Origin of the sequence: Paenibacillus sp. FSL M8-0228 (genome assembly GCF_038007385.1) — a bacterium.
GTDB lineage: Bacteria > Bacillota > Bacilli > Paenibacillales > Paenibacillaceae > Paenibacillus > Paenibacillus polymyxa_D.
The window spans coordinates 5,482,509-5,501,859 of record NZ_JBBOXA010000001.1; the positions used below are offsets into that span (position 1 = coordinate 5,482,509).

A 19,351-nucleotide genomic window follows, 5' to 3' on the forward strand; every position below is an offset into this window, starting at 1 on the left:
CCTCTTTTCGAATTTTAGCTTATCGTTCGCCCGTTACCGTCCACTTTTTAATCTCATTACCACCACTATCTTGAGCATTTCGGAGTGCCTTGAAGGTAATAGCAGGAAGTTTTATACCTTCTGAGCTAGCAATATTTTGAGCTGTGTCTTTACTAATATTTGATAGATATAAGTCATAATTATCGGCCTCTTTATTACTTAGTTTGTTATAAATGGATTTTACATCTTCACCCCATGTACCATGACCAGCATACGGCCCACAATCTACTCTCTTCGAATTCATTCTTACAATCGGAGTTATCCAATTGCAGTATTGATATATATCACCTTTACCTTTAATCCCCTCCAAGTTGTTGTTTTTAACTACAACTTGTCTAAATTCCTCACCATAGTAAATGTATCCCAACATTTTACCAAATATTAAATTATGTGCCTTCACCAAATCCTTTGCATAATTAGTCTCGACACCATGCTGACCATCGGCTGCTCGATTTGTACTACTCGTATTAAAGCTTCCCGTCCCTTCCTGAATAATAATAGCTAACAAAAGACGTGGATCAATCTGAATATGATACGTTTCTTGTATGCTTTTTGTAGCTTCCCACAAACTGTGCAGCTTTTCCTGATTCCATTTTTGTTTAATAAATTTTTTTGAACGCTTTTTGAAATATTTCTCAGCTTCAGAACTACCGTTATACTGGAATTCAGCAGGTATCCATTTTCCAGCCGGAGTCTTTACGTTCGTTTTTGTAGGTTCATCTTTCGATTCGGTGGTAACGGGTACTTCTGGTGGTGCTTTAGTACTCATATCAATCAGACCTAGCTTCTCGCGTATAGCTCGTCCCGCCTTCTCGGCAGCCAGCTTTTCCCTGATATCTCCACTTGCCTCCGCAGTCATCCAACGAACGGTTTCTTTTTGCATTTGCTCTTGAGCCCACTTGGGGAATGTGGCCATTTCGCGTAATTTGCTTCGAAGTCCTTCTGCCAGTTTTTGCGCTTTACGCATACCTACCTCGTCACCATTGACTTGAGCAATATACCAATCTTCTTTGTATTTACGCATCCAGGTCTGGGCCCAGTCTGGGTAGCTTAGTTTTTGTTTTTTCTGTTCTGCTGCAAGATCAAATGCCTGTGCTTTCCTGTGTGCATTAGCAGTTGTTAAAGCTCTCAACATAGGGGTTGCACCAAACGTTGGCTCTTTCCATTTCATATGTCTTCTCCTTTGTTAGAAATGCTAGAAGAATCGTATCTCCGACATACAGGTATCGTGATATTTAGTTCCTCGCTCTACGGCCTCAATCGTTATTTTCACGAAAGAGGTATGAATGGGGTTATCAAGAAATTCGTTTCTTATAAAATCATTATCTATCACCCTGGTCTGCCCGTTTGAAAACTCCAGTTTCATTCGTTTAACTCTATTATTTGCTTGGAAGGCTTTGGATGACTTGGCTAAACCATTAAAAAGTTCAAACCCCTTCAGTTCTTGCATAGAGCCGAAATCAATTTTGATCCACTCCCCGATCCCGTCTCCTTTAACTCCTTCACACCAGGCTGTACTCGCATCTCCGTCCATGATGTTTTGGTCAGCATAGGAATTTCCTGCTTGGTCTGGAAGTGTAGAAGAGGCAATGATTTTCCGTGCCGGGATACTTTTTCGATATTTCATTAAATCCGTTGTTGTTTGTATCCATTGTGTAGGGGACACGTTATAGCCTATCCTGTGAAATAGATTGGAGTATTTTATAGGCAAACCTGTTTGGATGTTTCGTTGTTGCATTTCACCCTTCGAATTCACATAAGCAACCCTGTGGTTATCTAAAGTTAAAACAGGGTTCTCAGAGAATTCTGCCAACATCCTCTTCTTTCCGTCATCTAAATTCAACATGTACCACTTTTCGTCATCATAGGAACGGTAAACTATCTTATTATTATAAAGCCACTGATAAACCTGCATTGCCTTGGTCACTGTGATTCGTTGAACCTCTTTATTCGCCATCAGATCAAAAATATATAGAGTACCATTATCTTCAATACATAATTTTGAACTATTAGGAGAAAACACACTATATCCAATAGATTCTTCCGAACCAGTATAGTTGGAAATAGATAGTTTTTGAGTGACTCGTCCCTGAATATTGTATTGAAAAAAATCTCCATTATTGGTGTACACACATTTACTTAAATCCGGTGATATTACGACGTATTCCCTATCAGGTATATTAAATTTATACAACTTTTTATATGTGGATAAGTCATAAATAAAAATGGCACTGTAATCTATCATATGTGTATATCTGCTCAGTGCTATAGTCTTGCCGTCACTAGAAAATCGCATTATTTCCAGCTCACTTCTAGGGAAATCCTCTTTCTCACTTGCGTACAACCGATCAATAATATCAGTTGTATCAATAAACGTATTGCCTGTAGGATCATCCATATCAACGAGATAGTCCACAGGCATGTTTTCATTTTCCGCTTCAAAGAGCAACCAATTTACAGCCCTTTTTGTTGGAGGAGGTTTCTTGGACTGAGAGACAGAAGCATAAGTTTCATTCCGCTCCTGTCCTACTTTTTGCCCCTCATTCGATTGTATACACCCGCATAGCATGGAAAAGATCATGACCAATAACGTAATTTTACTTATCCATACTGCAGTTTTTTTCCGTTTTCTACTGTTCATCACAATAACTTCAGCTCACCTATACATGTATTTGGGAAGTCCGCGCCTTTTTTCACTTCCAGGATGGTAATCTTAACGAAAGAAGTCCGTATAGGTTCATCAAATTTGAAACGTGCCCCACTGCCCTCAAACACTTCAGATTGCCCATTCGAAAAATCAAGTTTCATTTTTTTGATTTTACTTACGTCTAAATACTTATTATTAACCCACATGAAGTTATCGGTTATATCTATACCTCTCATCTCTTGAGTTGAACCCAAATCTATAGTTACCGTTTCCCCTACTCCGCCCCCCTTGGTTCCTTCACACCAAGAGGTTGAATAATTTCCATCCGTTAAATTGTCCACATTAAAAGAACGAATACCCTGATCAGGTAGCGTAGAAGAGGCAGTAATTCTTTTCACTTTAACCTTGTTGCTATACTTCATATAATTGGTTTTTGCTTCGATCCACTGTATTGGAGCCGTGCGTATTCCTTGGTTTTTAGTAAAAGAGGATATATCCTCCTTTCTTCCATCGCTCAGATGAACCAGATACATTTTTGATGCTTCGTATTCTGCGGACAGCGCCAATTTTTGATCAGGGGATAGTATAAATGGTGCCGTACTTTTAGTTATCCACCTTTTTTCTCCGCTCTCTATATCAAATGAATAGACATCTTTTGTGTAATTGTCGTCCTCTTCAGAAATTGTATAAATTAATTTATCTTCTTGATCCCATTGCAAAAGCGAAACCATAGACCCTGTAAGTAAACGTTTTACTCCACTAATACCGGACAGATTCAGCATAATGATGCCTGGTTGGTCATTTTCCTCAAAACAGAATCTAGTGCCATCTGGGGAAAATAATCCTGAACTAATGATACCTAAATCTATTTTACGTTTCCCAATGTCTATTTTTGTCGTTTTCCTCTTTACTGCATCATATAAATACACTTGCCCATTCAACTCATAAAGATATTTACTTAAATCAGGAGAGACTACAGGGTAAGACGTTGAAGGCAGTTCAAACTCGGACTCTTTTTTTCCTGAGTTCAGATCATATACCTCAAGAATGTGTTTTTCGCCCCCTTCTTCCACATCAGAGATTGTCCTTACGATCGCCATTCGACTTCCATCATTTGATACTCTACTGACAGTTACTTGGGAGCCGCGATATTTTATTCGCTCTTCTTTAGTTTGCATCGCATCTACCAAGTCATCGATTCGTATATAGGTCTTCCCTGTAGGATCATCTAAATTGGTCAAAAATTGAGTCGGATATGGGTCTTCTTCTCCATTTAAAAGCCACCGTGCTTCTTTTTCAGTAACATTTCTATTATCTTGTGTGACCCTGTGTGATGATATTTCTTGGGGGTGAGGAGACGAGAAAGCTTCCTCTCCTTTAAACCCACTACATGCCGATATAATGGCTACAAAAGTAACAATCAATATGATTTTTATAAAATTCACTTTCTTACCACTCCCTCTTCCGTTCTCAATAAAGCCTACCTAGCTAAACGGGGCAGCACTATTTTCTCCTGAGAATACCTTGGAATCAAATATTATTATGATGTTTTAAGCTACTACTTATTTTCTTATTTTCTTATTTTCTTATTTGTTAATTATTGAGCCATCATCTTGTATAATACGTCTAATTGCGATAACGTTTGAATATATAAGACCATAACCTTTTCCCCAATTTGTGTTTAATTTATCTATTGTTACATTATGAGATGGCTTGAGGTCCTTTTTCATTTCAGCAAGAGTTTGTGCATTACCATGCTCGTGAATGAACTTTCCATCTCCCACATATATTCCTACATGATCTACTTTGAATTTGGTTTTCCCCCCACTCCCCCAATCAAATAAGATTAAATCACCTAACTTCAAATTTTTATAATCCCCACTGGATCGTAAAGCTTTGTAGTCAACCTCTGTTCCCCGATGGATTTGATCGCTTGTAGTACCGCCTATACGCACATTTAATATGGTAAAGTACACCGAGGAACTAAAATCAGAACAGTCCATATAAATAGGTGGATTGTTGGGGTCCAGCTTCATCGTTGTAATTTTAGTATCCATACAGTAAGGAATCTTGCCTAAAAACTTCTTAGCGAATTCTACAATTGCTTTCCTTTTTTCCTCGGCAGAACTGTTGGATGGAGTAGGCTTTGGTTCCTCCTGCGTTGGCTTTTCAGGAGTAGTCGGCGGCTTCTTGCCCGGTTCCGTTTTCGTTGTTGTCGTTGCTGGAACTGTTGGCGTTGCAGCCTTATTAACCTTAGGCCATGGAAGAATGCCATTGGCTACTTGATGCAGGTACACTGCGAGCACATCACGACCATATCCCTTATTTTCCAGGCCGTATTTTTTCGCAAAATCATGCAAAGCGGCGTTGAGCTCCTTATCCCAATCGCCTGTAGTTGGTAGCTTGTACGAGAAGCTGTCTGGATACTTCTTGGCAAGCTTGTTCAAATTATCTCTGGCAAGCAGGCTGTTCACGCCATACTTACTACGCAGGGCAGCCGCTTCCTTAGCAATAGCCCTTTGATCGGCGATGGTCAGCTTATGGGCCGCATCTGCGTATTGTCCGGACAGCTCCTCCAGCCGATTCGCATCCAGATAGGATTTGGCTGAATGACCACGAATCAGCTCGTTGATTAGCACGTTGTCACGCAGTTGGTTCGCGAGAAGATGCATCTGCTTTTGCTTGGCTTTGTCGTTGGCTCCATGCGCTTCCCACCACTGGGACGTGTATTCATGCATTTGCGCTCTGGCCCAGGCAGGCATACGATCTATTTCTGCCACCTGCTGACGCAATTGCTTGGCCTTGGCCGCTGCTTCCTTGGCCCCCTTTTTGTCCCCGGCTGCCACGGCTTTGTAGTAGTCCGTTTTAAATTGAAGCAGCAAATTCTGCACCCATTGCGGATACCCTTTTCCCTTCAATTCTTGAATCAGGGATTTATAAGCTTTCAGTTCGGCATCAGGCACCTGATTTTTCATGAGCTTGCTGGCCTTGATATGAAGCGTTCCATCGGTTCGGATATAGCTGGTTTTGCACGTCAGAGATATTTCGCGAGTAGCGGTCATCTGTACCTTTTTGCCATGCAGCACTAGGTCTGTATCGGCGTGAAAGGTAAGATCGTGATGACTGTACACGTGAATACCGGATGCAGGATTTAAGCGTACCAGTATCTTGTCTTTCTGGGTGGAGAGGGCTAATTCCTTATCATCGAATCTCGCCACTTTTTGTGTTTTGGTATGAAATAGCTTTCTTGACGGTTGACTGATTTCATCTCCTTTGTAGTCTCTCTTACGCAGGGATTGAACTACACGAGCTTCCTTTTCTTTGTTAGATGGAAAATACAAATGGACATGATCCCCCAGCTCAGGCATGCAATGCCAACCGATCCCATCTCCGGTATACATAGTGGGGTAAGAAAACCAGCACCCTTCAACTTTGGACTGCATGGAATCCACGGACAGATGAAGTTTAACGGATTCGTTTTCACTATTTAAATCAATAACTTTCCCTTCAATAGAGGTACCTTTGATTAACGGGTTATATATAAGCTCCCTCGGAATACCTGCTTCCGGAACGAGAATGTAGCCATATGTCATAATACCTTGCTTCATCCCTGCATGAATTTGATCAATAACCCAATGCTTTCGTCGAAACACGACCACATCTCCAAGTTCAAAACGCTTCGTATCCTCCACTTCAGCATATGTATACCGGGGGTCTGACTTTGTTTTTTGGAGGGAAAAGTTAATGCTGCGCAGTTCACCTTTCACCTGTTCTTTTGAGGCACCTAACCATAGTCTCGGGAACACGGACGTAATCTCGGCAATCAGTCCAGTTTGTAGATGAGAAGCCATTCTTTTCAGAAGCTCCCAGTCACTCTCCCCATACTGAATAGTAAAGCCATCTAACTTTTGATTGCTGTCCGTCAGGTCAATAAAATCCCCATGTGGATAGGCATCTATGAGTTCGCGGAATAGATGATAATATGTCAATTTGCCGTTTTGAAACGAACGGTTTTTCCTTTGTTGATCCATCAGATATGTAAAAGAGGCAGCCTCGATGTACATGTGATATACGCCATTTTTGAATGCAATTCTAATATTGGTGACGATTCCTTTAAAGATGCTAACTGTCCCTCGGTCTTCATCCATCTCATATACCTCTAGCACATCCTCATCATGTGCTAAACCGTCATACTTCGCATGGTCCTCATCCGGTATGAGAGCAGTAATGTACACCTTGCCGTGCTCATTTATCTTCTGTGTCAATTCAAAATCAAGCAGCCTGATAATCTCATACGGTGCATTTACTTTAATATTTCCATAAGTCAGCACAGTTCCTGCCAGTCCCATCTTACTCCCCCCGGTTGCTTTTCATGTGATGCAAATCCTACAATCTGTTAACTATTCCTGCCCGTCTGTGGTGAACGAGATTTTTCCACACCACATGCATAAGTTCGTGGAGCAGCTCATCAGAGCCGGAGATTGATCTACGTATACATCCTTTTTTCCATTCAACCAAGGCATAGAAACGCTCGGTTTGCAGGACTGCGGAATGATTTTCCCGGAATTCCCTTTGTTAGCAGAAGAGACTGCAGGATTATGCATACTACGACACATTCCGAAAGAAGGGATATGCGTCTGCGGGTGAAAATCCTGAATATTCCCTTGTAGTTTGTCACCAATACTAATTCCCCTGTTAGCTGAAACACTAAATCTTCCTGTATGACTTCCATAGCTGCAATGTATCTGTGCCCCATCCACTACATAGCTCTCACTCATTCTTAGACTCTCCTTTGTATAGATGGCCCCTCTGTATCGACCTTTTGTAATTTCAAGCCTGCCAGATTGAACTTCAAAATACATTCAGCCACATCGAGGTCTACAATGATATGATGATTGGCACCCTGAACCCTGAATATTTTATGATTCTCGACTGCATATTCATCTAAAATGATTTTCTTCAGTGTACCGTCCCTATGATATTCACTGCGTGGTGATAAACACATCAGGCTAGGCGGATTTGCCAGCCAATACCTTGTTTGCTGCATTCGCTGCATATCGGCAAAAACAACTAACTTCCAGCTTAATCCGGCTTGATATATATCAAAGATTTCCTTTAGTTGTTCCGAAACGATGGGTAACGGATGCTCTATAAAATCAATATAGTCCGCATCACCTGATACATAAAATTGTAAAATAGATTCTTCATCGGCACATGATGAGCTTTCTGCCCATTCCAATAACTGCCGGCGATTCGTCCCTCCTGGATACATATACTCCGTAATACGATTATCCTGTTGAATCATGTAGTACTCCATAAGCTCTTGAATACACCACCTCACTGATTCCTTTATACTCCCCTATTCTTACTTCCAAATCGTCCTCACATTTCAAGGCCTTGAATTCAGGTAAATGTACAACCTGCTGAATAGCATCTTTCGCTAATTTCAGAATATATTGATGAAATTCCCCTGCAGCCTGGAGTACAAATCGCTCCACATCAGGCTGAAAAATCTTGTTCATATAAGGTTTTCGAAGCTGATTCAATTCATCCTCCAATTCTGCTAAAAAGCTGAATGCCCAGCCTGCATCATAGATTCCATAACAAGGTTGAGGATCAAAGAACCAATTTTTATCATAGGCTTCGACGACATAGTTATAGTTGCGATCCACCAGATACGTGCGCCTCATAGAATAAGTAATGTATCCGATCCTTGTCTTGGCCACTTCTGTGAAATTGGCTTGTAGGCAGATCGATTGAAAGGATTGAATAAAAGAAAAAATGAGTTCCTCTTTTCTATGCTCATATAAAGACGCTGCCTGATGTAATTTCTCATTCAGTACATCTTCCGCATAGGTCTTATGGAAGTGTTCTAGGGCTTCCTGTCTATTCATAATTCCACCTCTGAGCCTATTATATAGAATATTTACATGATATTACTGGTTCTATCCTCCTATTTTATTACACAATTTTCATATCATGAGATTACATATGAATTTATGAAAATAGAATGAAAATAATCATATATTTTCGTGAATGTGTAATAATACAAACAAAAACCTTCCCAGAAAGGCTAGCATTAGACCTAAAAAATGAAGGTTTGCGCAAGCGAATAGGTAAATGGAAGTAGAAAGATCGGTTTATAATGAAATAATCATGTATAATTAACAATACGCTCCAAAAGCACATTCAGAGGATCGAGAATGGGATACACAAACTGCTAAAGTTTTTGGATAACCACCACTTTGCATCAGGATTGGAGATACATGACTACTTCACCTACAGGTTTTTATAATAGTATTCAAGAGGCTACCGCGCACGTCATTGATGTGCTAAGTGATATTCTACATGTAAACACCATTTTTATTGCCGCTAATGATGGGATTACGAATGTAATCGTTGATTCATTTAACCGGGAAGAGATACTCGTTAAGAAAGGGGATGTGCTCCCTTTTGAGCTTAGCTATTGCAGTCTGGTGTTGGATCATCCTGCGGATCACCTCACGATTTCAGAAACGACTATTCACCCGCACACATGCGATTTAGATGTGACTAAAACCATGGGAAACCACTCATTTACAGGAATCCCTATTCGCATGAAAAATGGTCAGGCTTACGGAACCATTTGTATCTTGGACGCACCATCTGTACATTTGACAGAATCCGAACTGAAGGCCCTACAGGCTATGGCTGTATTTCTGGGTTATGTGGTGGAACTGGAGAAAGAAAAGATAGATGCTGAGATCTCTGCCCTGAGCAAGCTGGATTTGATCTCTTCCCTGAGTAATAAAATTCGGTTTTCGCTAACCGAAATATGGGGAGCCACCGACCTCATGCTGACGACAGAGTTAACAGAGGAACAACAGCAATATATGAGCATCATGGAGTCGAGCAGTCGCTCGCTTATGACGTTGTTGAGTAATATTTTGGATTACAGCAATATAGAGTCCAGGCAGATCGATGATATTGAAGATCCGTTTGATCTGAGAACGATGATGGAAAATGTATTGAGTCTGTATACAGAGGTAGCCGCACAGCGGAATCTAGAGTTGAAGCTTGACTGGAATCTCACCAGCTCGCCTATTTTTATCGGGGATGAGGCTAAAATTCGCCGTATGTTGATTAATTTGGTAGATAATGCAGTGAAGTTTACAAACACAGGAACCGTCACTTTATCTGCAAACACCCGATCTGTGACCGATGCACCTGAGGTTGAACTGGAATTAAAGGTGAAGGATACTGGAATCGGTATATCTCCGAATAAATTGAAATTGTGGCTTGAACATGACCGTGGGTACTCCCCCTCATATGGTAATCCAGGCTTGGGTTGGCAGATTACCAAACATCTATTAAAACGAATGAAGGGTAAGATGACAGGGAGGAGTGAACCTGGTAGCGGGACGGAGATAACGCTCCAATTCACCCTGAAAACATACCAGGAGTCAGCCTAAAACTGAAATTAGCTAGTGATGATATGGTATATCATGTAATAGAAGCCCGTGACGCATAACGTTCACGGGCTTTATGTTATGGGTACGTCTCACTAGGCAGTATTATCGCCCTATGCCGCACGTCTGTACATTGCCAGACTTAGTAACGTTTGGGAGCAGCCAGCTTGGCCAAATCCGCCATATACGTAAAGAAGGCTTCCGGGTCTGTATCATACACCAGATTCACAGGACGTCCATCCGCCTGTTCCACCGTTCTGCCCTGACTTGGCCCTTCTGCGATCACGCTGCAATGCACCGTCTTTTTCTTGACAATGTCCGGGCGTCCTACGGATGCAGTGGTCAGTACATCCCACAAGTAGTAGGTTGAGTTCGTTTCGCTATAGACGAGCGGCGGACATCCCGCGTAGCAGTTGCCTAGGAAATCCACGCCCTCATATCGGCGCTCGGCAGCCCAACGATTGCGTACTGCTGGAGTTAATGGTACTTTGCTTGTGCTTTCCAGCGCTACCAGATCAATCGTGATGCCGCTTTGCCACACCCGATATGCCGCTTCTGGGTCCCAGAATACATTCCACTCTGCTGTGCCGTCATGCTCCGGCTCTTCCACATTCCCTTTTTCAAAGGTGCCGCCCATCCATACCAGCTTTTCAATCTTTGCTTCAATATCCGGTGCTTCATCCAGCGCTCGCGCCAGATCGGTTAGCGGTCCAGTGAATAGCAACAGCGTCTTACCTTCAGCTCCGCGTACCTTTTCGATCAGATGCTGATGAGCTGGCAGGGATGAAAGCGGTGCTTCCATACGCCCCGATTCATTCAGTACGGGTAATGCATCCACATAGAAGGAATGTAAACGCCAAGCGGCAGGAAACGGATTTTTACCGCGTGAATTAGACTTTGCGACTTCCACAGGCCCTTTATTTTGTCCAAAACGATCAATAATTTTACGGCTGGCATCTGTCGCAGGCTCCAGGTAACCATCTGCTGGAATCACCGATACTCCGGTCAAATGAACCTGCTCCATCTGAAGCAGCATAAAAAGGGATACTAGATCATCCACTCCACCATCATGATTAAAATAAACGTTTGTCTGACTCATCTGTCTCTTCCTTCCTTTATCCCCGTAAGCAGGCTTGTTCTTATCGGCAACCACCCTTCATTATGCCTGATCGCTTCACAGGAGTAAATGTGCGATAGTGCGTGAATCAGGGATTTTTTGCTTGCGCCATGCTTAAGATAGGTAGAAATGTGTGTAATAACAGGGTAGAATCATGGGTCCTAATCGGAAGCGTATGAAGGAGAGATGCATATGACAGCCCAAACAATAGAAGAGTTGGAGCAGATCCGTAAAGAGTGTAAATCCATGGTGACAAAAAGAGCTGCGGCTTCGGGTGGAGCGGTATTAGTTCCAGTTCCAGGGGCTGACGTTCTTGCTGATGTTGGCATTTTGATGCAGCTACTGCCAGCCATTAATGGAAAGTTCGGATTATCTGAGAAGCAGCTGGAAGGTCTGGACGCAGAAACCAAATCCATGGTGTATGGTTTTATCACTTCGATTGGCAGCAAGCTGATTGGGCGACTCATCACCCGTGAAGTTATCGTGCAGATTTTGCAAAAGATGGGCATTCGGATCGCTACCAAGCAGGTTAGCAAGTTTGTTCCCCTTCTGGGGCAAGGGCTAGCCGCGGCAATTGGCTTTACTGCTATGCGAACCATTGGCAATCGGCATATCGATCAATGTTATGAAGTAGCCAAACGCTTGCTGGAACAGCGAACTGCCGTAGATATCGCGCGCAACTGGACGGTTCCACAGCAGCCTCTAGAGCCTGTGGGAATTGATCATTTGCCAAACCAGAACCCGGAAGCAGCAATTCCACTACTGCCGGCATCCACTAAAGATTAAGTCCTTCAATTTCGAATCAACCGTCCATTTCACCCGCACGGGGTACTCCAGATCAAAACCAGCATCGGTATCCCGTGCTTTTTAGCCTTCTACCTTGGCTCCATAGGAGCGAGCCACCGCTACTGCCTGCTCGATATCCAACTTGGCTCCAGTGATGTCCAGATCTTTAAAATTCACGCCATCCATCTTCGCACCGCGCAGGTCTGTTCCTTGAAGATGGGCTTTGTGCAGTCTTACCCGGCTAAGATCAGCCTCTCGCAAATCTGCTTTTTCCAAATTGCATTCGGATAAGTCGGCTTCCTTGAATCGTATTTTTCGCAAATCTTGTTTTCTTAAATCTGCATGACGCAAATTCGTATAAGACCAATCTCCGCCCGTAATTGTGATACCATCCATATTCGCCCCCGCAAAATCTGAACCTACCAGCTTGCAGTTATCAAACCGGACTACAAACAGATTGGCGCTGGTGAACAAACAATTGGTAAAAGCCGACTCCTTGTAGTGAGATGCATTCAGAATGGCCCCGGTAAAATCACAGTCCACAAAAGTACAGCCTTCCACAAGGGACTCATTCATCTCCACACCCCGAAAGCGACATCGGGTAAACTCGCAATTTTTCCACTCGCCTTCTCTGGCATCCATTGATCCAAAATCACGGTCTTCATAGACCTCATCTGTATAAAAGAACATGTTCTCTCTCCTATTCCTTATTCCTATATCAGGAATTCAGCATTTCGGCAAGGACCGCTCAAAACCGCCTTTCATTTTCCCCAGCAAACCCTTCATCATCTGATGATCCTGCGGCGTAAACTCAGACATACACGACCGAATCAGCTTCGTATAATAAGGGACTATCTTACTTAATAGCTCTCGTCCTGCCTCTTTTAATCCGACAGTCACCATCCGTCCGTCACTCTCATGAGCCACACGTTCAATCATGCCATCCCGCTCTAATCCGTCGATCAGTCCCGTCATGGTCCCACGCGTGACATCCGCTTTTTCCGCTAACTCCGATGGTGTCATGCGATGCGGCGAGTGGCAATGCAACAGGCTAAGCACGATAATCCGACCCTGAGAAGCCCCCAACTTGGTCAAATCTGTATCCATTTCTCTGAAAATACCGTTAGCCAAGCGCGCAAATGTCACAAAAGTCTCTATATTATCTACTTCGGCATCCTCATGTCCAAAGCTACGCAGCACCCCGCGTATGGAGTCATTATGAAAATTAAAGTTCATAGTCTATCCATTCCTTCCTTAATCCCGCTTGTTCCGTCAGACGGTAGCTTTTCCATTCATCTGGCAGCAAAGAAGCATACGGTTCCTTGGCAAAACGATCATCTACCAGGACCAACAATCCTTCGTCGTGCTCTGTGCGGATAAGCCTGCCACCTGCCTGAAGAACCTTGTTCATCCCTGGATATACATACGCATAGTTGAAACCATTCCGTCCCTGTTCCGAAAAGTAATCCCGCAGCACATCCCGCTCTGCTCCAATTTGCGGCAAGCCGACACCGACGACTACTACCCCATTTAAGCGATCCCCAGGTAAATCGACACCTTCAGCAAACACACCACCTAGTACGGCAAAGCCAAGCAAGGTGTGCTCTTGCCCAGGCTGGAAAGCCTCTAGAAATCGATCCCGCTCTGGTTCGGTCATCCCTGGACTTTGTACCAATGTATTTGCGGACACGTCCCGAAGCATGAACTCCTCATATACCTCACGCAGGTATGGATAGGACGGGAAAAATACAAGGATATTTCCTTTTTGCTCCACAACCAATGCAGCCAACATATCCGCAATCGCCCCTTTGGAACGCTCACGATCCCGATAACGGATGGAGAGCGGTAGCAGACGTACATCCCACTGCTCCTGATGGAAAGGGGAAGGAACCTGTAACGTATAATCTTCCTCGTTTGCTCCGAGCATGTCCCGGTAATAAGCAAGCGGTGTCAACGTCGCGGAAAAATAAATGGCCGAGCGGTAGCCCTTAATAGCTTGTCCCAACAAGTGAGAAGGATCGAGGCAGAACAGCTTGACCCTCACTTCACTGCGTCCCGCTTCCACATAAGTAACGTACCGTTCATCATATAAAGCAGCAATTCGCAGCATATTCTGAGCGGTAAAATACGTATCCAGAAGCAATGCGTAGGCCGTACTTTCACTGCTTGCGCGACTTGTACTACTCCCCGTTACCAGTTCACGTTCAGCAGCTTCCACAAAGGGCACCAGCAGCTCCAGCACCTCTTGCGGCGCTACTGTCTCCACTGCTTTTCCTGTGTCTGCATATTGCTTGCGCAGCGTAATCATATGTGCGTTCACTGCACTCGCAGCCGCAGCAATCTCCGAGCTTAGCAACTTAAATTCTCGTTTCAGTTCCAAAAAAGAAGATTTCAAAATTTCCGCCGAAAACATGTCCCGGCCGCGTTCTACCAGATTATGCGCCTCATCCACCAGTACAACACCTTTTCGCTTGTGCTCCTCCAGCAATCTTTTCAGAGAAATCCGTGGATCAAAAACATAATTATAATCACTGATTATACCATCCGAGGCATACGCCACATCCAGCGAAAATTCAAAGGGACATACCCTATGCTTGCGCGCATAATGCTCAATCACCGATCGAGTCATTAACGTCTCATTCGCCAAAATATCGGATACCGCACCGTTGATCCGGTCGTAATAGCCCTCGCACATGCTGCATGATCCAGCATCACAATCATTTTCATCCTTAAAGCAAATTTTATCCTTCGCAGTCAAAGTCACCACATGCATGTGCAGCCCTTGGGCCTGCATTCCGGCATAAGCTTCTTCGGCTGCTGCCCGAGTGGTGGTACGAGCCGTTACATAATATACTCGCCTAACCTGCCCCTCACCGATCGCCTTGATCGCGGGAAACAAAGTGGATACCGTTTTACCGATACCCGTAGGCGCTTTGGCAAACAGGTTAACCCCTTCGGCAATCGTCTTGTACACCGAACCCGCGAGCGTTCGCTGACCCGAACGATACGTGTCAAAGGGAAAGTCCAACATAGCAATGCTGGCATCCCGCTTTTCCGCATGTGCTCTCAGCAGGAATGCATACGGTGCATAACCAGCAATCATCTCCTGCGCGAAAGCTTCCAGCTCAGTAAAGGATAGCTCGCGCCTAAATCGGCGAATGTCTTCACTGTGTGCCTGCACATAAGTAAGCTGGACCTGCATGGAATGATGTTGTTCCTCACGAGCAATCATATAGGCATACAGAAATGCTTGCGCCCAGTGTACGGGTTGACCGTCACCCTGAATATCTTCGAGAGGCAAAGAGATCGATTTAATTTCATCGACCGTCCATACGCCATCCAGCTCAATCAGTCCGTCACAGCGGCCTTCAATGATAAACAATTCGTCCTTATACTGAATTTCTGTACGTAAATGTACCTCTTTGCGGTCATGCTCCTTGTAACCTTTCTGGATAACCTGATGCACGCGAGTTCCTTCGAGCATACTGCTATTCGATCGAAAGCCGCTATGAATGCTGCCGCTCCGATGCACATATTCCACAAGTGGACGCACCGATATGTGAATTGGTTCCTTCATACGATCACCCGTTCCGGTCATAGTCCTTTCACTGTACCACGTAGATAAACGAAACGTAAGGGACAGAAGAATCGTTTAATGGTCGATTGGTATTCACTCATGCCTACTTTTTACCGAAATATAGAAACGAGGCCTTTTGCTTTATTCCCCACGATACTACAACTCTCATTACAGCATAAAGGATAGGGATATGTTAAAAGAATTAATTAACAATTTTGCGTTATTAACGAGCTTCTTATTCTTCGGAAATTTATTTTCCCGGAAATATGAACGTTACCTGACAAATCATGCACTCATTCATCAGATATTAAACGGTTTAATGCTGGGCGTGTTTAGCATTCTGTTAATGATGACCGGTTTATGGATCCGTGGGCACTTTGTGGTTGATCTCCGCCAATTGGCGATTATCATATCTGTTTATATAGGAGGATCGGTATCCGGTCTGCTGACCACCCTGATCGTCATCCTGTATCGTATTTACATCACAGGGGGATGGACGGATATTACTCTGACTGTTACGGTTAATTGCTTCATGACACTAGTCCTTTCACTTATCTTTATTCGAGAAAAAAAGCTAGCCCTCGGCAAATGGATGTCAGCCGTGCTTGGGGCTGTTGTTGTGTCGCTGTTATCTGCTTTTTTTGTGGATGATCCACCCAACTTAGAATCTATAATAATGATCACAACCGTGAAGATTCTTGGCGGCTTGTTCACTTATTTTATGATGTCCCATATCAAAAAAACAGAACGGGCTATTCACCTGCTGGAAGAGGCTGCGAACCGCGATCATTTAACCGGGCTATACAGTCCGCGTGCTTTTGATGCGCTGTTCGAAGAGGTACTTCATGCTTCCAAGACTACAAAAAAACCCTTTGGACTTGTGATGCTAGATATTGACCACTTTAAAAAAATTAATGATACGTACGGCCATTTGAACGGAGACGCAGTCTTAAGCCAACTGGGAATTTTGTTAAATCGGGAATCTACAACTAGAGCATATCCCTCCCGTAAGGGCGGAGAGGAATTCGCAATTCTACTCGGAGACTGTGATACCGAAAAGGCGGCAAACTTTGCCGAGAAGATTCGGAAAGCTGTGGAAAATGAATGTTTTCTCTTGAATGACGGAACCATACTCTCCTTAACCGTATCCATCGGGGCAGGCAGCTCTCCTGTTATTGCATCGAGGCGTTTATTGGAAAAAGCAGACGAGGCATTGTATGAAGCTAAACGATCAGGACGCAATCGGGTAGAACTGGCAAAACCATAGATATTAGTCGCTAAATGTCAGGAAAGCTGGATTATTGTTAATAAAAAGTGGTAAAATGGAAATAACATCGTTATCAAAAAAACTTCTGCCGCTAGTGGAGACATGCCTTACAATCGACATGGGGGGTGGGCTTTGTGAACCTCGAACAATTGGAAAAACTCATGGAAAAAGAACGCCGTGAACTGAATCGCATGGCTGACTTACACGGATTAAAAGATGAACGTGTATTGGACAAATCCTCCAGACTTGACCGTATTATGGACAAGTACCTTCACACCAAGCGTGCAATAAACCAAACACACTCATAGAAGCAAGCTACATCGCTGCCCCTCAGGGCAGCTTTTTTATTCTGCATCGTACTCACCTTCTCGCGGACTGACTACTTCCCGCCCTATTCCGTCCGCAACAATTGCTGTGTGAACGATATCCATTCTCTGGCGGCAAAGGACAGGTAGCGATCGTTCCGCCAAATCATCCCCAAATGCCAAGGAATGACGGGGTCTACCAATGGAAGAACACGCAAGCGCTCAGAATCCAGATCTCGGCAAATGGCCTCCGGCAACAGAGCTACTCCCAGGTTTGCAGCAACCATTTCGCTAATCAGATCCCATTGTGAGCTTTCGTACACTACACGCGGCTGAAAGCCGGCACGAACACATTCCGCAATGATACGGTCATGCAGCGTAAAATCCTCACGGAACAGTACAAACGCCTCCTCCGCCAACGCAGATAACGGTACCTCCTTGCAATCTGCCAATGCATGCGTAGGATGAACGAGCAAATTCAGCTTTTCCTCCACAAACAGAAATGTCTCAAACATATCTCCAACTGCGGGCAGCACGATCACCCCGATATCCAATGCCCCGGCTTCTACGTCCCGTTCCACTTTCTTCGCCCCGTCCTCAAATAATTGAATGGTCACATCAGGATATGCCTTATGGAATTCTCCAATGACACGCGGAAAAAAGCTCGATCCGACCATAGGGGGCAGGCCAATACGGATATGTCCCTTTTTCAGGTTCATCAAATCACTCAGCTCCGAGGACAGACTCTGAAAGGACTTTACAATCGCTTGTGCTTGGAGCTCAATGACCTTGCCCGCGTCTGTCAGTTCGATTCTTTTGCCAATTCGGTCGAACAAAGCGACCCCCAGTTCATCTTCTAGACTTTTAATCGTCTTACTGATCGTCGGCTGGGTAATAAACATGCTCTGGGCTGCCTTTGTAAAGCTACGCAACCGCGCGACTTCCAAAAAATATTGTAAATGTCGGATATCCAAAGCTACACCTTCTCCCATAGATAAACGGAATAGATTATATTCTTTATATGCATTTTACTCATGAAAGCTTGTGATGTAAAATTTCATTACAGTTTGAAAATAACCGATCACAAAGATAGGAGTCATTATATATGAAAAGCTTCATACGCGGTGTCCTCCAGATCGCCGTCCTGATGGCCTTTTCGCTCATCCTGAACGCGGTAGTCTCCTGGCTCCACCTGCCTATACCCGGTAGTATCATTGGTATGCTAATCCTTTTTATTCTGCTGCAAACCGGCTTGGTCCGGCTAAGCTGGATTGAAGTTGGCGCAAACTGGTTGCTGGCCGAGCTGCTATTATTCTTTATTCCCTCCGCTGTCGGCGTCATGAATTATTGGCCGATGCTGGAACACGATGGTATGAGCATTATGCTGGTCGTGTTGCTCGGCACCTTTCTGGTGATGGCCTGCACAGGTATGGTCGCCAGTCTGCTTGGTAAACGAAAGGAGCATAAATCATCATGATCGGTCTTCTATGTATTGTATTGACACTCGCTATTTACTGGATGGCCAAACGCATGTACCGCACACTGCCCAAGGTGTATTTGTCTCCATTGCTCATTACACCTGTTGTTATCATTTTGATTTTGACGCTGACGGGTGTGAATTACCGTTCTTATAATTCGGGCGCCCACTTGCTGTCCATGCTGCTACAGCCAGCTACGATTGCATTTGCTGTCCCTTTGTACCGATATTTCCCAGTGTTAAAAAAACACGCTACCCAAATCGTGCTTAGCGTGCTGTCTGGATCTGTTGTAGCCGTGTTGTCCTCCATGGCGCTTGCCAAGTGGATGCACCTGAATTCTTCGCTGCTGAGCAGCCTGATTCCTCGCTCCATTACGACACCCATTGCGATGAATGTATCGCAAACGATTGGCGGCAATCCGACGGTCACAGCTGTATTCGTTATTCTGACCGGATTGAGCGGTCTTATTATCGGTCCAGTGATTGTAAAACTGTTCCGTATCGAAAATGAAGTCTCCCGTGGGGTACTGCTCGGTACCGGTGCTCATGGTACGGGCACTTCCAAAGCATTCGAGTTCAGTTTGCTGACGGGGACGATATCCAGCATCTCGATGGTGCTCGCCGCTCTCTTTACCTTGGCAGCCGCCCCGTTCCTGTTCCACTTGATGCTGTAAACAATCTGCATACA

General features: G+C 44.2%; 18 protein-coding genes. 6 read left to right on the forward strand and 12 right to left on the reverse strand.

Going from position 1 to position 19,351, the window contains the following annotated elements:
• Positions 1–19: 19 nt before the first annotated feature.
• The 7 genes from MKY98_RS24825 to MKY98_RS24855 all read right to left on the reverse strand — a co-directional run bounded on the left by MKY98_RS24825 (position 20) and on the right by MKY98_RS24855 (position 8,580).
• The gene (locus MKY98_RS24825) at positions 20–1,210 is read right to left on the reverse strand and encodes a hypothetical protein (RefSeq protein ID WP_069010972.1); all 1,191 of its coding nucleotides are present in this window, start codon (positions 1,208–1,210) and stop codon (positions 20–22) included.
• Between the two features lie 24 nt (positions 1,211–1,234).
• On the reverse strand, positions 1,235–2,680 hold the full coding sequence (locus tag MKY98_RS24830; RefSeq protein WP_069010973.1) for an NADase-type glycan-binding domain-containing protein: 1,446 nt from the start codon (positions 2,678–2,680) through the stop codon (positions 1,235–1,237).
• Positions 2,680–4,131, reverse strand: a complete 1,452-nt coding sequence (locus MKY98_RS24835) for an NADase-type glycan-binding domain-containing protein (protein WP_069010974.1) — start codon at positions 4,129–4,131, stop codon at positions 2,680–2,682. The genes MKY98_RS24830 and MKY98_RS24835 overlap by 1 nt, the downstream gene beginning before the upstream one ends.
• A gap of 141 nt (positions 4,132–4,272) precedes the next feature.
• Positions 4,273–7,035, reverse strand: a complete 2,763-nt coding sequence (locus MKY98_RS24840) for an NlpC/P60 family protein (RefSeq protein WP_069010975.1) — start codon at positions 7,033–7,035, stop codon at positions 4,273–4,275.
• Positions 7,036–7,086: 51 nt separating this feature from the next.
• Positions 7,087–7,464: a DUF4280 domain-containing protein gene (locus tag MKY98_RS24845; RefSeq protein ID WP_029518643.1), complete on the reverse strand. Its 378-nt coding sequence runs from the start codon at positions 7,462–7,464 to the stop codon at positions 7,087–7,089.
• 2 nt (positions 7,465–7,466) lie between these two features.
• Positions 7,467–7,991, reverse strand: coding sequence for a hypothetical protein (locus MKY98_RS24850; protein WP_069010976.1), 525 nt, complete (start codon positions 7,989–7,991; stop codon positions 7,467–7,469).
• Positions 7,975–8,580: a hypothetical protein gene (locus tag MKY98_RS24855; protein WP_069010977.1), complete on the reverse strand. Its 606-nt coding sequence runs from the start codon at positions 8,578–8,580 to the stop codon at positions 7,975–7,977. Before MKY98_RS24855 ends, MKY98_RS24850 begins: the two co-directional genes overlap by 17 nt.
• A gap of 372 nt (positions 8,581–8,952) precedes the next feature.
• Between MKY98_RS24855 and MKY98_RS24860 the strand changes: the two genes are divergently transcribed.
• Positions 8,953–10,137: a GAF domain-containing sensor histidine kinase gene (locus MKY98_RS24860; protein ID WP_069010978.1), complete on the forward strand. Its 1,185-nt coding sequence runs from the start codon at positions 8,953–8,955 to the stop codon at positions 10,135–10,137.
• A 139-nt stretch (positions 10,138–10,276) separates the two neighbouring features.
• Here MKY98_RS24860 and MKY98_RS24865 read toward each other — a convergent pair whose 3' ends face one another.
• Complete coding sequence (locus MKY98_RS24865; RefSeq protein WP_013312477.1) at positions 10,277–11,233, reverse strand: nucleoside hydrolase; 957 nt, start codon at positions 11,231–11,233, stop codon at positions 10,277–10,279.
• 210 nt (positions 11,234–11,443) lie between these two features.
• On the opposite strand from MKY98_RS24865, the gene MKY98_RS24870 reads away from it, so the two are divergent.
• The gene (locus tag MKY98_RS24870; RefSeq protein WP_069010979.1) at positions 11,444–12,037 is read left to right on the forward strand and encodes a hypothetical protein; all 594 of its coding nucleotides are present in this window, start codon (positions 11,444–11,446) and stop codon (positions 12,035–12,037) included.
• Positions 12,038–12,118: 81 nt separating this feature from the next.
• Here MKY98_RS24870 and MKY98_RS24875 read toward each other — a convergent pair whose 3' ends face one another.
• Genes MKY98_RS24875 through MKY98_RS24885 form a run of 3 tightly spaced genes read right to left on the reverse strand, consistent with a single transcriptional unit; the run spans position 12,119 to position 15,635 of the window.
• On the reverse strand, positions 12,119–12,727 hold the full coding sequence (locus MKY98_RS24875; protein ID WP_029518648.1) for a pentapeptide repeat-containing protein: 609 nt from the start codon (positions 12,725–12,727) through the stop codon (positions 12,119–12,121).
• A gap of 36 nt (positions 12,728–12,763) precedes the next feature.
• Positions 12,764–13,273, reverse strand: a complete 510-nt coding sequence (locus MKY98_RS24880) for a MarR family winged helix-turn-helix transcriptional regulator (RefSeq protein WP_029518649.1) — start codon at positions 13,271–13,273, stop codon at positions 12,764–12,766.
• Positions 13,263–15,635: an ATP-dependent DNA helicase gene (locus MKY98_RS24885; protein WP_069010980.1), complete on the reverse strand. Its 2,373-nt coding sequence runs from the start codon at positions 15,633–15,635 to the stop codon at positions 13,263–13,265. Before MKY98_RS24885 ends, MKY98_RS24880 begins: the two co-directional genes overlap by 11 nt.
• A 169-nt stretch (positions 15,636–15,804) precedes the next feature.
• Between MKY98_RS24885 and MKY98_RS24890 the strand changes: the two genes are divergently transcribed.
• Positions 15,805–16,881 (forward strand): GGDEF domain-containing protein, encoded by a 1,077-nt coding sequence (locus tag MKY98_RS24890; RefSeq protein WP_029518651.1) that lies wholly within the window; start codon positions 15,805–15,807, stop codon positions 16,879–16,881.
• A gap of 134 nt (positions 16,882–17,015) precedes the next feature.
• Positions 17,016–17,189 (forward strand): aspartyl-phosphate phosphatase Spo0E family protein, encoded by a 174-nt coding sequence (locus tag MKY98_RS24895; protein ID WP_013312483.1) that lies wholly within the window; start codon positions 17,016–17,018, stop codon positions 17,187–17,189.
• 83 nt (positions 17,190–17,272) lie between these two features.
• Here MKY98_RS24895 and cidR read toward each other — a convergent pair whose 3' ends face one another.
• Complete coding sequence (cidR, locus tag MKY98_RS24900; RefSeq protein WP_256026053.1) at positions 17,273–18,160, reverse strand: cidABC operon transcriptional activator CidR; 888 nt, start codon at positions 18,158–18,160, stop codon at positions 17,273–17,275.
• A 131-nt stretch (positions 18,161–18,291) separates the two neighbouring features.
• Here cidR and MKY98_RS24905 point away from each other — a divergent pair, with 131 nt between their 5' ends.
• Positions 18,292–18,663, forward strand: a complete 372-nt coding sequence (locus tag MKY98_RS24905) for a CidA/LrgA family protein (protein WP_029518652.1) — start codon at positions 18,292–18,294, stop codon at positions 18,661–18,663.
• On the forward strand, positions 18,660–19,337 hold the full coding sequence (locus tag MKY98_RS24910) for a CidB/LrgB family autolysis modulator (protein WP_029518653.1): 678 nt from the start codon (positions 18,660–18,662) through the stop codon (positions 19,335–19,337). The genes MKY98_RS24905 and MKY98_RS24910 overlap by 4 nt, the downstream gene beginning before the upstream one ends.
• Positions 19,338–19,351 lie beyond the last annotated feature (14 nt).